The following is a 12,638-nucleotide window of genomic DNA, read 5'->3' on the forward strand; positions in this document are numbered from 1 at the left end:
CCATATCGCCGCGCCAAGCCGAGCTTGGCGGCTCGGCACCCGCCCCCGGCCCCTCCCTTGCAGGGAGGGGAGACGGCGGGATACGGTCACTTGGCGCCGGGACCGTTGTAGAAGGTGCCGAAGAAATCACCCTTGTTCCACAGCGGGCGCTGGTCGCCATCGGCGATCGCGCGGGCAATGCGATAGTTCACATCGACGAAGCGCACGCCCGATTCCCAGTTGATCGGGACGATGCCGATCTGGTCGGAAGGCTGGTGGTAGTGATTTTTCATGAAATCATCGATCGCCGCGCGGCCCGGACCGCCGGCCCCCGGCCACAGGAAGACCGAGGGCACACCCTTCTTCACGAAGTTATAATGGTCGGAGCGGGTAAAGATCGATTCACCGGGCAACGGATCTTCCGACAGCGTCACGCCGATCGCCGCGCCTGCCTTCTCCACGATCGGGCCCAGCGTCGAATGCTGGGCGCCGTACACCACGATGTCCTGGAACTTGTAGGTGATGATCGGCATGTCGAGATTGACGTCGGCGACGATCGTGCCCGGCACCGTGGGGTGATTGGCGTAGTAATCGGAGCCGACCAGCCCCTTTTCCTCCGCCGTGACTGCCAGGAACAGGATCGAACGGCGCGGCTTGCTGTTGTCCGCTTTGAACCGCTTGGCTTCTTCGATCAGCGAGGCGATGCCCACCGCGTCGTCCAGCGCGCCGTTGTTGATCGTGTCGCCCGCCGCATCCGCCTTGCCCACGCCGATATGGTCGAGGTGGCCCGAAAGCACGACGACTTCCTTCGCCAGCGTGGGATCGCTGCCGGGCAGGAAGCCCGCGACATTGTAGCTGGTGATCGGCGTCAGCGCGGTCTTGGACGTGACGGTCAGCCTGGCCGGGAGGTCGATCGCCTTGAACACCGCGCCGTCCTTTTCGGCCTGCTTGGCGATCGTGGTCCAGGGCGTGCGCGCACCGGCAAACAGCTTGGCCGCGCCCGCCTTGCTCAGGATGCCGAGCGACGGTACCCCGGGCACGGGAATGTGGCCGGTGCCGTCGGGGTTGCCCCAGGTGACGCGCGGCCGGTCCCAACCGGCGCGCATCGCAGCGACAGGATAATTTCCCCGTCCGCCGAGCGTCGATTCGAGCTGGATATAACCAACGGCGCCGTGGCGTGCGGCGATCTCGGCCTTGCTCGACGCGCTGGAGAAGTGCGCGCCTTCCTCTTCGGGGAAGCTGCTCGGCGCGCCGGGGAAGAAGGCGACGATCTTGCCCTTGGCGTTGATGCCCTTGTAATCGTTGCGGCCCAGCCCTTCGATGCCATAGCCGACGAACACCACCGGCGCGGTAAGGTTGAAGGTCGGCGTCTCCGGGTTGGCGCCGGGCAGATAGTCGTCACCAAAGGTCAGCGTGACCGTTTGGCCGCGCTTGCCCGCCACCATCATGCTGCCCTGGTCGGCAGCCTTGTAGCTGACCAGCGGCACCTTTTGCAGGAACGATCCCTGATCGCCCATCGGCTTCAGCCCGGCGGCGTAGAATTGCGCGGCGACATATTGGGCGGCGATGTCGAATTCCGGGGTGCCCGCCTCGCGGCCCTTCAGCGCGTCGGAGGCCAGGAACATCACATGGCTCTTCAATGCCGCCTGGTCGGCGGGCAGCTCTGCGTTCAGGACGGCGTTCTTCTGTGCCGGTGTTTGATCCTGCGCGCAGGCGATGGAAACAGGCAGCACGGCAAGGGTAAGCGGCACAAACAGTCGAAGCATTCGGGAAAGTCCTCGAAAGACTGAAACTTGGTCATCGGTAGCATCGTGCCGCCCATAGGCAAGCGGCCAGTTTTGTTGTGGCGGCGCGGGGACTTCGTCCTATATCGCTGCGCTATGGCAGACGCTCAGATCGCAACCCAGGTTCCCCATGTAATCCGCCGCGAGGACTATAGGGCGCCCGACTGGTGGGTGCCGGAAATCGCGCTCGATTTCGACCTGGATCCCGCCGCCACGCGCGTGCGGGCGGCGCTCAGCGTGACGCGCAACGGCGACCATGCCCGGCCGCTGGTGCTGGACGGTGACGGGCTGACGCCGCTGTCGGTTAAGGTGGACGGCGTGGAAGCGCAGGGCTGGTCGCTTAACGGCGGCAATCTGGTGGTTCCGCTCGGCGGCGGCGCCCATGTGGTCGAAACCGAAGTCGAGATCGCGCCGGAGCGCAACACGCAGCTCGAAGGGCTTTATGCTTCGGGGGGAATTCTCTGCACCCAGTGCGAGGCGGAGGGCTTCCGCCGCATCACCTTCTTCCCCGACCGGCCGGACGTCCTGAGCCGGTACAAGGTACGGATGACCGCCGACAAGGCGCGCTTTCCCGTGCTGCTCGCCAACGGCGATCCGATCGCGCAGGGGGAGGGCGAGGGCGGCAGGCATTGGGCCGAGTGGCACGACCCCTTCCCCAAGCCCTGCTACCTCTTCGCGCTGGTCGCGGGCGATCTGGTTGCCAATACCGGCAGCTTCCGGACGATGTCGGGCCGCGACGTGCAGCTCGGCATCTGGGTTCGCCAGCCCGATCTCGCCAAGACTGACCATGCGCTCGCAGCGCTCAAGCTGTCGATGGCCTGGGACGAGAAGGTCTATGGCCGCGAATATGACCTGGATGTGTTCAACATCGTCGCGGTGGACGATTTCAACTTTGGCGCGATGGAGAATAAGGGGCTGAACGTCTTCAACAGCCGCTACATCCTCGCCGATCCCGACACCGCCACCGACTATGATTATGACGCGATCGCCACGGTGGTGGCGCATGAATATTTCCACAATTGGTCGGGCAATCGCATCACCTGCCGCGATTGGTTTCAGCTCAGCCTCAAGGAAGGCTTCACGGTCTTTCGCGACCAGAGCTTTTCCGCTGACCAGGGTTCAGCGGCGGTCAAGCGGATCGAGGATGTGCGCGGCCTGCGCGCCAGCCAATTCCCAGAGGACGCCGGCCCGCTTGCGCATCCGGTGCGTCCCGATGAATATATCGAGATCTCGAACTTCTACACGGCGACGATCTATAACAAGGGCGCCGAAGTTATCCGGATGATGCACACGATCTTGGGCCCGACCAAGTTCCGCGAAGCGACTGACCTGTATTTCGAGCGGTTCGATGGCACCGCCGCCACGTGCGAGGACTTCGTGGCCTGCATGGAGGAAGCCGGTGGCGTCGATCTGGAGCAGTTCCGCCGCTGGTACACCCAGGCCGGCACGCCGCGCGTCTCGGCCGATCTGGCGATGGACAATGGCAAGGCCCGTCTGACGCTGCGCCAGAGCGTGCCCGCCACCCCGGGCCAGAGCGTAAAGGAGCCGATGGTGCTGCCCTTGAAGCTCAAGCTGTTCGGCGCCGAGACCGGCCGCGCGATGGGCGACGAGCAACTGGTGCTGCTGAAGGAAGACACCAGCGAATTGGTGTTCGAGAACCTGACCGAACAGCCGGTGCTGTCGATCAACCGCGGCTTCTCCGCCCCGGTGGTGGTGGAGACCAATCGCACCGCTGCCGACCTGGCCTTCCTATCGGCGCATGACGACGATCCCTTCGCCCGATACGAGGCGATGCAGCAGCTGATGCTCGACACCTTGGTCGCCTCGGTGGCCAGTGGCGGCACCGATCACGGCGCGGTGATCGAAGCGGTGCGCAACACGCTGACCGATCCGGCGCTCGACCGCGCCTTTATCGCCGAAGCGGTGGTGCTCCCCTCCGACAGCTTCATCGGCGACCAGATGGCGGTGGTCGATCCCGACGCGATCTTCCGCGCCCGCGAAGCGCTGCGCCGCGACCTCGGCACCGCGCTTGGCGACCAGTGGCGCGCGGCGTACGAAGGCAGCATCGCCAACCGTTTCGAATATTCCCCCGCGGCCAAGGGCGCGCGCCGCATCCGCTCGGTCGCGCTCGGCTATATCGCCGCCAGCGGGGCGCAGGACGCGCCGCAACTCGCCTTCGATCAGTTCACGGGCGCCGACAACATGACCGACCGCCAGGGTGCGCTCAGCACGCTCGCCAACGGCCAGTCGCCGCTGCGCGAACAGGCGCTGTCGGCCTTTTATGACCGCTATCGCAGCAACGGCCTGGTGCTCGACAAATGGTTTCAGACCCAGGCGCTGTCGTCGCGCGACGACACCGGCGAGGTGGTACGGGCGCTGGCGGCGCATCCCGCCTTCACGCTCGCCAACCCGAACCGCGCGCGCTCGCTGATCGGCGCGTTCAGCGTCAACCAGCGTGCGTTCCACCATGCCTCGGGCGAGGGCTACCGCTTCGTCGCCGACCAGCTGATCGCGCTCGACAAGCTCAACCCGCAGACCGCGGCCAAGCTGCTGCCGCCGCTCGGGCGGTGGAAGCGGTTCGACGCACGCCGCGGGGCGGCGATGCGCGCCGAGCTGGAACGGATCGTCGCCACGCCGGGGCTGAGCAAGGACAGCTTCGAACAGGCGTCCAAGTCGCTCGATTGAGCGCGCCCCAAGCGCGGCAACTGGTTGCCGCCGGAAATCGCGTGTAAGCGCGCAGGCGAAAATCTGCGCCGCTGCCGGAGATTGCGCGTGAACGATCGATGACTGCCGCAACGATCCAGCCAGACGGGCATCGACCGTTCGGACTGGCGCTACGTGAAGCTCTGCGCCGACGCCCGCCCCTGGTCTGGGCGATAGCGCTGCCCATCCTCCTGGCGCTGCTTTCGATGGTGCGCCCGATCGACCATGACGAAAGCCAATATGTCGCCGCGGCGGTGCTGTCGGGCGAAGGGTTCTTGCCGTACCGCGACTATGCCTATCTCCAAACGCCGCTCCAGCCGCTGCTGTTCGCCCCGATCGTGCGGGTCATGGGGGAATTGGCATATCCCGGCCTCCGGCTGATCAACGCGCTCCTCGGCGCGCTTGCGATCTTCTTCGTCTATCGCGCGGCACGCTCGGCACGCGTCCCAGCCGGGGCCGCGCTGGTGGCGAGCTGTCTGCTGGCGAGCACCGACATCTTGTTGTTCGGCACCGGCGTCGCCCGCAACGACGCCCTGCCGCTCGTCTTCTTCACCGGCGCATTGTGGCTGATCCTGGCGGGCGAGACCCGCCGTACGCCGGCCATGGCTGCCGCAATCGGGCTGCTGCTGGCGGCCGCGGCGGCGGTGAAGGCGAGCTATGCGCTGCCGGCCGCGGCCTATGGAATGTGGGCGCTGTGGCACCGCGATCATCGTCCGTTGTGGGTCGCGCTGGGCGCAGCGGTTCCGACCGGGCTGGTCCTGCTTCTTGCGGCACAGGCACCCGATGCGTTCCTGTTCGGCGCCTTCACCTTCCCGGCCGACGCACCGGCGCAATATTATGCGAGCGGCGGGCGCGCCTATAAGCTCACGCTCGGCTTTCGCGTTCTCGACCTTCTGAAGTTCCTGGCGTTGGGCGCGGCATTGCCCGCGCTCGCGGTGGTGGCGTGGCCGCGACTGCGCCGCGCGCGAACCGACACGCTGCTCGACGTGCTGATCCTCGCAGGGCTTTTATCGGCCGTGCTTCCCGAGCCGACCTGGCGGCAATATCTGTTGCCCGTGCTGCCACCGCTTTTCCTGCGCCTGGCACGGATCTGGCGGATCGAAGCGCCCGGCGCAAAGCAGCGCGCGATCTTCGCCGTCTTCGCGTTCGCCGGGCTCGTGCCGACACTGCTCGCGCTGGGCGCCGCGGCGCGCGATGGCGTGCCCATGGCGCGCGCGCTGAGGGAAGGCGACGCGATCCAGCGCATACTCGATGCCGAACAGGCCACCGGGCCGGTCGCCACCCTGGCACCGCATCTGTTGCCGGCCGCGGCACGCCTGCCCGACCGGCGCTTCGCATCGGGGCCGTTCTACTTTCGCAGCAAGGGGCTGCTGCCCGCCGACGACGAGGCGCGCTTCCACCTGATCTCGGCCGCACAGTTGCGGCCGAGCGACCTTCCGGGGATCGTACTGCTCGGCGGTGAGGGCCAATGGGCTGGCGGTGACCCCGCGCTGGATGCGCTGGTGGCCCGCGTCGCGGCGGCGCGACCGATGCGCGTGCTGCAGCTAGAGGGCAGCTCCTTGCGGGTGCTGCTGCTCGGCCCGCCTCACGCGGCGCGAACGCGCCCGCGCGTTTCCAGCAACCCTTCGTAATAGGCCATCAACTCGGCCGCATGGTCGTGATCGCTGCGCACCTGCCCCGCGGCGGCGCGTGCGGCGGCGCGCAACGTCAGCGGATCGCGCGCCGCCATGCGGCGAATGGCATCGGCGGCTGAAAGCGCGTCGCGCGCGGCATAGGTTTCGGCATAGACCGGGTCCGCCAGTTCGGCGAAGCCGCCTTCATCCGGACCGATCAGCGGCAGACCCGATGCCAGCGCTTCGGACGCGACGAGCCCGAACGGCTCGGCATCGGAGCCGTGGATCAGTGCGTCGCAGCTTGCCATGATTCGCGACAGCCGGACGCGATCATAGACCGGGCGGAAGATGCGGATATGCGGACTGTCGGCAATCCGTTCCTCCAGCTTGCGGCGTTCCGGCCCGTCGCCGATCAGGATGAGGCCGACCGGCAGGTCGGTCGCGGCGGATTCGACCGCATCGATCACCAGCGGCCAGCGCTTTTCCTTGTGATGCCGGCCGAGCCCCAGCAGCAGATGTCCCCCGGGCGGCAACCCGCATTGTTCAAGCAGCGACACGCGCAGCTTCTCGTCACGCAAGTCCGGTGAGAACCAGCTGCGCTCGATCCCCAGCGGCATCGATGCGTCGACGTGCATGCCACGCCGGCGAAAGCGCTTGGCAAGCGCAGGGCCATTGGTGACGAACGCGTCATAATAGCCAAGGAAGCGGTTGAAGTAGCTCGTGTACCAGGCAAAGGCCTGCTCCACCTGAATCGGCGTCGCGACGCTGTCGAGCCAGCGCTGCGGATAGGCGCCGATCTGGTCGCCATGCGCGAAAAAGACCTTGAGCGCGGCGCCCTGCCATTGCCCCACCGTCCAGCCGGGGCGCCAGGGCGAGCTGGTCTCGACGATGTCCGGCTGCAGCTCGTCGAGCAGCTCCCAGATCGGTTCGTCGCGCACGAAGATGCAGTAATTGCGGTCGAGGATCAGCGGGGGCGATTTGATCCAGATGATGCGCCCGCCGCCGGGGCGATCCTCCACGGCGTTCTGCAATCCGGGGGCAAGGACCGTGAGTTCATGACCCATATCGGCCAGGATACCCATCTTGCGGTCGAGATAGGTGCGTACGCCGCCGCCCGTGGGCGAATAGAATTCGTTGACGTCGACGATACGCATCTGGCGAGCGGGATCAGAGCGGGCCGAAGCCGCCCAGTCCCTTCAGATACTGCGCATGGATCGTGATCTGGCCGCCCGAGGCTGGAACATTGACCAGCGCCTGCCGCAGCTTGGGCCGGCTGCGGCCGAGCCGCTGATTGCTGGGGAAGCCGGCGCCGTCCTGCCAGAAGTTGAACTTGTTCTTGCCGTCGCGGTCATGGGTGAAGAGCACCGCCCATTGCCCCGCGCTGGGCGCGCGGATGCACAGCTTCACCGTGCCCGCCGATGGCATGCTGCTCCACACCCGGCGGAACGGCTTGCCTTCCTTCTTCAAGTCACGATCGTCCTTGAGGAAGTCCGCTTCGTTGGCGGGATATATTTCCAGCTTCAGAAGGCCGGTGCGGTCCTTCAGCCCGTCCACGTTCACATACAGACGCGGCCCGGCACCCGCGGCGCACGACCCATCCATCCAATCCTGCGCGGAGGCGGCGGCGGGAAGCGCACAAGCGGCAAGCCCAAGCGCGGCGAACAGGGGAAAGCGAGACATCAAAGAATCCTCTTGATCAGAGCATGCAGGCCAAAGCCTGCAATCAGCGCCACGTGGCAGAGCAGCGCCAGGCCGGCGATCAGCGCCATCAGCTCCGAAAGCGCCTGCCCCTGGCCGATCACCATGATGGCGAATGTCGCGAAGACGAGCTCCTTGTTCGGCACCAGCGGCAGCCGCCATGCGAGCAGGCGCCCCGCCGCCAGGAACAGCCACGTGCCCAGCGCCACGTCCGGCATGGCGAAACGCCAGGCGAGCGCAATGGAAATGGCGCCGACGATCAGCCGCATGCAGTGGACGCCAAAGATCCACCACAGCGTGCCCCGCGGCAGGGAGAAGACCCGCTTGGAAAACAGCATGAACGGCACCGAGGTACCGATGATCACCGCGATCGAACCGAGCACTGCCTTTTGCTGGATCGCCGTGAGCAGGCTGATGCCCAGGGGCAATGCGAGCGCCACCACCCCAAGCGTCACGGCATTGCCCGCGATCGCCGACAGGATGGTCACATCCTTCACCGCGCCAAAGGGCGCCGCCACCATCTGCGTGCGCTGCCGCGCCCAGGCGTAGAAATAAGCTTCGCCCGTATAACCGAACAGCACTTCGTTCGAGATGCGCTTCTTGTGGAGCGCGGCCATGCCGGCCAGCGGGATCCGCCACAGCCGGCGGAAGATGATGTAATCGAAGGTCGGCGGCCCGAGATAATAGATCGCGAACACGATGTAGAAGAGCGGGTTTGTCGGCGCGGCCTTGCTGAGCCCGACCAGGCCGGCATCGAACAATTCGCGCGCCAGTCCGGCGACCATCAGCAGCGTCAGCGCGCCGCCAAGGAATATCGGCCAACGCCGTTTGATCTTCTCCACCGGCTCCAGGCCCGCCAGATCGGGGCCAGCCGTCAAGGACGGGGCTTCGACAACGCTGGTGTTCACCGAAGCCTCCACAACCGGGCTAGTCACTGATACTCGTTCTTCGCTCTGTTCGCCCGCCCATGTGCCGGGACCATCGGCCCAGCGTATATGCGGTGTGTGCTGAATGACAGCAGAATGCGGTTTATTGCGGGGACGAATTTGGCCTAAGCGTGGCAAACCGCAATTGCCCATGCCCCAGCACATCCCGCCGCCCGCCAACCACATCCTCAGTTTCGCCCAGAGCCTGCGCGGCGGCGGCGTCGAACGGGCGATGCTGCGCATGGCGGCAGGCTGGCTGGACGTGGGGCGGCGCGTGACGCTGGTGCTGGGAAGCCGCGAGGGACCGCTCGCCGGCGAACTTCCCCCCGGTCTCGACATCGTCGCGCTGCACGATGCGCGCTATCGGGCGATGATCGCCGCTGCCGGGGACGTGCGGGCCATGGCGCCCGACATCCTCTTCTGCCCGGGGAACCATTACACCGGGGTCGCGGCGGCAATCCGGCTGCGGCTGGGCGGTAGCTCCCCGCCGATTGTGGGCAAGATATCCAATGCACTGGTGCGCCCGGAGCTCGGCCGCGCCGCGGCCTGGGGCTATCGCCGCTGGCTGCGGCTGCATCCGCGCTTCCTCGACCAGGTGGTGGCGATGACGCCGGCAATGGCGGCGGAGGCGGTGGCGGAAATGAAGATAACGCCAGACCGAGTCAGCGTGATCGCCAATCCGGCGGCGCGTCTGGTGCCCGGTGCCGTCCTCCCCCCGCTGCCGCCGGGGCGCTACATCGCCGGCGTGGGCAGGCTGGAGCCGCAGAAACGCTGGGATCGCGTCATCGCGGCCTTGCCGCATCTCGCGGACAAGGCCGTGTCTTTGTTGATCCTGGGCGAAGGCAGCCTGCGTGGAGCGTTGGAAGCGCAGGTTGCTGCGCTGGGCCTGGAGAACCGCGTCTTCCTGCCCGGCCATGCCGCCGACCCGCTACCGGTGCTGGAACGGGCCACGGTCGCGGTGCTGGCGTCGGACTTTGAAGGCGTGCCCGGCGTGCTGCGCGAGGCTCTGTCGGTCGGCACCCCGGTTGTGAGCACCGACTCCAGCGTCGCCGTGCGTGAGATCGTCCACCTGCCCGCCTTGGGGACGGTCGTCGCGCGCGATGACGCCGGCGCGCTGGTCGCGGCTTTGGACGGCTGGCTGACGCCGGGGCGCACGCGCCCTGCGCCGCAGATCGCGTCCGGCGATCCGGTCCGCGACTATCTGGCGCTGTTCGACCGGCTCGCGGCTCAGCGCATCCGGTAGCGGACCCCGAGCCACAGCGTGCGGGGTGTCGCGCGCTCGACGATGCCTGCGCCGCTGATCGTCGCCTCGACCCGCGCATCGCTCAGATTCTCGGCGCGCGCTTCCACCGAAAGGCTGTCCGTCACGGGGGCGGAGACGACCGCGTCGAACGTCACGGCGTCGGCCAACGCGCGGCCGTTCTGATCGTCCTCGAACTGCGGGCCGATATAGCGTGCCGTGAGCGATCCGCCGAGCGCGTCGCGGAACCAGGCGAGCGTGGCGGAGGCCTGATGCTCCGCGGTCTGGGCGGGACGTAGCCCGTCAAGCGGCGCGGCGAGACCCGAGGCATGCACGCGCGCGTCGGTATAGGCGTAGGACGCCGACAGGCTGAGCGGGCCTTGCACAACGCGTCCGTCCAGTTCGACGCCGCGCGCCTCGACCGCTTCGAGATTCTGGCGCTGGCGGTAGACGCCGGCGGCGGACACGAAGCCCGCCAGCGGGAAGGTCCCGGGGCCGTTCGCCACCGTGACGTTGGCGATGGCGTTGTCGACTCGGCTCCAATAGGCGGTGGCACGCAGGGTAACCGCGCTTGCCGGGCGCCAGTCGAGCCCGGCCTCGGCGCCGATCAGCCGTTCGGGATCGAGTTCGGCATTGGGCGCGGTCGCATCGGCGCCGGCGCGGAACGGGCGATACAGTTCGTTCAGCGTGGGCAGTCGCCATCCGCGGTAGGCCGCCGCGCGCAGCGTCACGCTGCCGGCTTCGAAGGCCGCACCAGCCCGCCAGGTCGCTTCCCAGCCGCTGCGGTCGGCAAAAGCGAGGTCGGTGAGCAGCGCCCCGCCGGCGAGCGGACGCTCCACCAGCGATCCATCGGTGATCGTCCAGCGATCGATTCGCCCGCTCACGTTGAGCGTCAGCGCACCCGATTCGAAGCTGCCATCGGCAAAGCCGCCCAGCGTGGTGCTTTCGCCGCCCGCTTGCCGCTGGCGCGTGGGCGCGCCGCTCACAAAGGTATAGCGCTCCTGCGTGCGGCCCGACACGTTGCGAACGTCGCCGCCCAGGCGCAGCGTGACGCCGCCGCCCACCGGCGGCTGGATCTCGAAGCGGCCGCCGATGCCGGTGGCGGGGACATTATACTGGTCCAGCGTCGCGGTCGCGGCAGTGCGCGCGACGTTCACGCTGGCAAAGCCGCTCGCAAAGCTGCGGGTCTGGAGATAGGCGAGCGCTGACCAGCCCCATTCGCCCCGGTTCACCAGCCGCAGGCTGGCGTCGGCGCCGTCGCTGCGCACGTCGGTGAAGTCGATGCCCCGGTCGCGCCGATCGCGAAAGCCCGATAGGTTCGCCTGAAGCTCGGTTCCCGCGCCGACATCGAACACGCTGCGCAGCGCCACGCTCGCCTGCTCGTACGGGGCGGGCCGGTCGGCGGGCCCACGATCCCCCGCGACGATCGGCGTGAACCCGTCGCCGCGGGTGAACTGGGCCGCCGCGGTGACGAAGCCTCCGGAAAGCGCCGCCGAAGCCACCGCCGCCGCATCCAGGCTGTCGCGGCTGCCATAATCGGCGCGCAGCAGCAGCGGGCCGAGATCGCCGGGGCTGCCGCTGACAAGCTCCACCGTGCCGGCCAGCGCGCCGGGCCCGGCAAAGCCGCTGCCGCCGCCGCGCGTGACGCGGACGCTCGCAAGCCGCTCGGGAAGATAGGCGGGAAAGGCCACCCAGCCGCCGAACGGGTCGGTCTGCGGCACGCCGTCCAGTACCACCAGCGCGCGGCTAGACGCGTTGCCGCCCAGCCCGCGCAGCGTGACGCCCTGGCTGGTCGGATGCGCCGAGCGCGAATCGGACCGGCGGAACTGGGCGATGCCGGCAACGTCGCGCAGCACGTCCTCCAGCCGCCCGCTCGCGGTATTCGCCAGGCGCTCGCGGTCGATCACCACCACATCATACGCCGCCTCGCCCGGCGGCACATCGAGCCCGCGCCCGGTGACGACCACCTCCTGCGGCTCGGTGTCGGGCACCTCCTGCGCCAGCGCGGGGCCGGCCAGCAGCAGTCCCGCGGAACAGGCAAGATACTTCATCAGGGTGCAACTCGATTCGGATGGGCCTCGGCGAACGCCGGCAGGGCGCAGGCGGCGGCATCGGCCGCCACCAGCTTGGGAAACGCGTCCAGCGGCGCGCCGAAACGCCGCGCGTTGAACATCTGGGGCACCAGGAAACAGTCGGCGATCCCCGGCGCGTCACCGCCCAGATACAGGCCGTTGCCCGCCATCGCCTCCAGCGCCGCGAAGCCTTGCGCGATCCAATGCCGCGTCCAGGCGTCGCGCCGCGCCTCGTCCAGCCCGCCTTCGTTCTTCAGCCAGCGCATCACCCGCAGATTGTTGAGCGGGTGGATGTCGGCTCCGATGACCATCGTCTGGGCCAGCGCCTCCGCCCGCGCGTCGGGATCGGCCGGGATCAGGCGCGGGTCGGGATAGCGCGCGTCGAGCCAGTCGATGATCGCCAGGCTCTGCGTGAGCACGCGCCCCTCGGCCTCCAGCGCCGGCACGAACCCTTGCGGATTGCGGGCAAGATGCTCGGGACTGCGCTGCTGGTCTTCCAGCAGCATGACATGGCGGCGCGCATAAGCGACGCCCTTCAGCGCCAGCGCGATGCGCACGCGATAGGCCGCGGACGAGCGGAAATAATCGTAGAGCAGCATGTGCCCCTCCCCTTTCGCTGCCAA

Annotated in this window: 9 protein-coding genes; 3 read left to right on the top strand and 6 right to left on the bottom strand. The window is 67.9% G+C overall.

Features of this window, described 5'->3' with window-relative positions; translation table 11 throughout:
* Positions 1-86 precede the first annotated feature (86 nt).
* Positions 87-1,745, bottom strand: coding sequence for a M28 family metallopeptidase (locus FHT02_RS12935; RefSeq protein WP_184088189.1), 1,659 nt, complete (start codon positions 1,743-1,745; stop codon positions 87-89).
* A gap of 114 nt (positions 1,746-1,859) precedes the next feature.
* On the opposite strand from FHT02_RS12935, the gene pepN reads away from it, so the two are divergent.
* On the top strand, positions 1,860-4,448 hold the full coding sequence (pepN, locus tag FHT02_RS12940; RefSeq protein ID WP_184088190.1) for an aminopeptidase N: 2,589 nt from the start codon (positions 1,860-1,862) through the stop codon (positions 4,446-4,448).
* Between the two features lie 98 nt (positions 4,449-4,546).
* Positions 4,547-6,097: a glycosyltransferase family 39 protein gene (locus FHT02_RS12945; protein WP_184088191.1), complete on the top strand. Its 1,551-nt coding sequence runs from the start codon at positions 4,547-4,549 to the stop codon at positions 6,095-6,097.
* On the opposite strand, the gene FHT02_RS12950 is transcribed toward FHT02_RS12945, so the two are convergent.
* Genes FHT02_RS12950 through FHT02_RS12960 form a run of 3 tightly spaced genes read right to left on the bottom strand, consistent with a single transcriptional unit; the run spans position 6,052 to position 8,712 of the window.
* Positions 6,052-7,233, bottom strand: a complete 1,182-nt coding sequence (locus FHT02_RS12950) for a glycosyltransferase (protein WP_184088192.1) — start codon at positions 7,231-7,233, stop codon at positions 6,052-6,054. The two genes, FHT02_RS12945 and FHT02_RS12950, sit on opposite strands and share 46 nt — an antisense overlap.
* 13 nt (positions 7,234-7,246) lie before the next feature.
* Complete coding sequence (locus tag FHT02_RS12955) at positions 7,247-7,759, bottom strand: DUF2141 domain-containing protein (protein WP_184088193.1); 513 nt, start codon at positions 7,757-7,759, stop codon at positions 7,247-7,249.
* Positions 7,759-8,712, bottom strand: a complete 954-nt coding sequence (locus tag FHT02_RS12960) for a hypothetical protein (protein ID WP_343056943.1) — start codon at positions 8,710-8,712, stop codon at positions 7,759-7,761. The genes FHT02_RS12955 and FHT02_RS12960 overlap by 1 nt, the downstream gene beginning before the upstream one ends.
* Before the next feature lie 142 nt (positions 8,713-8,854).
* Here FHT02_RS12960 and FHT02_RS12965 point away from each other — a divergent pair, with 142 nt between their 5' ends.
* Positions 8,855-9,946, top strand: a complete 1,092-nt coding sequence (locus FHT02_RS12965; RefSeq protein WP_184088295.1) for a glycosyltransferase — start codon at positions 8,855-8,857, stop codon at positions 9,944-9,946.
* Here FHT02_RS12965 and FHT02_RS12970 read toward each other — a convergent pair.
* Both FHT02_RS12970 and maiA read right to left on the bottom strand, forming a co-directional pair.
* A complete protein-coding gene (locus tag FHT02_RS12970; RefSeq protein ID WP_184088194.1) occupies positions 9,931-11,994 on the bottom strand; it encodes a TonB-dependent receptor in 2,064 nt (687 codons plus the stop codon). The two genes, FHT02_RS12965 and FHT02_RS12970, sit on opposite strands and share 16 nt — an antisense overlap.
* Positions 11,994-12,614 carry a maleylacetoacetate isomerase gene (gene maiA, locus FHT02_RS12975; RefSeq protein ID WP_184088195.1) on the bottom strand — a complete coding sequence of 207 codons (621 nt, stop codon included), beginning with the start codon at positions 12,612-12,614 and terminating at the stop codon, positions 11,994-11,996. Before maiA ends, FHT02_RS12970 begins: the two co-directional genes overlap by 1 nt.
* Positions 12,615-12,638: the final 24 nt, after the last annotated feature.

Source organism: Sphingomonas xinjiangensis (genome assembly GCF_014199255.1).
Lineage (GTDB): Bacteria > Pseudomonadota > Alphaproteobacteria > Sphingomonadales > Sphingomonadaceae > Sphingomonas > Sphingomonas xinjiangensis.

Bases quoted from the DNA above. Each gene is read 5' to 3' on its own strand.
- FHT02_RS12935 (WP_184088189.1), bottom strand. From the start codon at position 1,745: ATGCTTCGACTGTTTGTGCCGCTTACCCTTGCCGTGCTGCCTGTTTCC.
- pepN (WP_184088190.1), top strand. From the start codon at position 1,860: ATGGCAGACGCTCAGATCGCAACCCAGGTTCCCCATGTAATCCGCCGC.
- FHT02_RS12945 (WP_184088191.1), top strand. From the start codon at position 4,547: ATGACTGCCGCAACGATCCAGCCAGACGGGCATCGACCGTTCGGACTG.
- FHT02_RS12950 (WP_184088192.1), bottom strand. From the start codon at position 7,233: ATGCGTATCGTCGACGTCAACGAATTCTATTCGCCCACGGGCGGCGGC.
- FHT02_RS12955 (WP_184088193.1), bottom strand. From the start codon at position 7,759: ATGTCTCGCTTTCCCCTGTTCGCCGCGCTTGGGCTTGCCGCTTGTGCG.
- FHT02_RS12965 (WP_184088295.1), top strand. From the start codon at position 8,855: ATGCCCCAGCACATCCCGCCGCCCGCCAACCACATCCTCAGTTTCGCC.
- FHT02_RS12970 (WP_184088194.1), bottom strand. From the start codon at position 11,994: ATGAAGTATCTTGCCTGTTCCGCGGGACTGCTGCTGGCCGGCCCCGCG.
- maiA (WP_184088195.1), bottom strand. From the start codon at position 12,614: ATGCTGCTCTACGATTATTTCCGCTCGTCCGCGGCCTATCGCGTGCGC.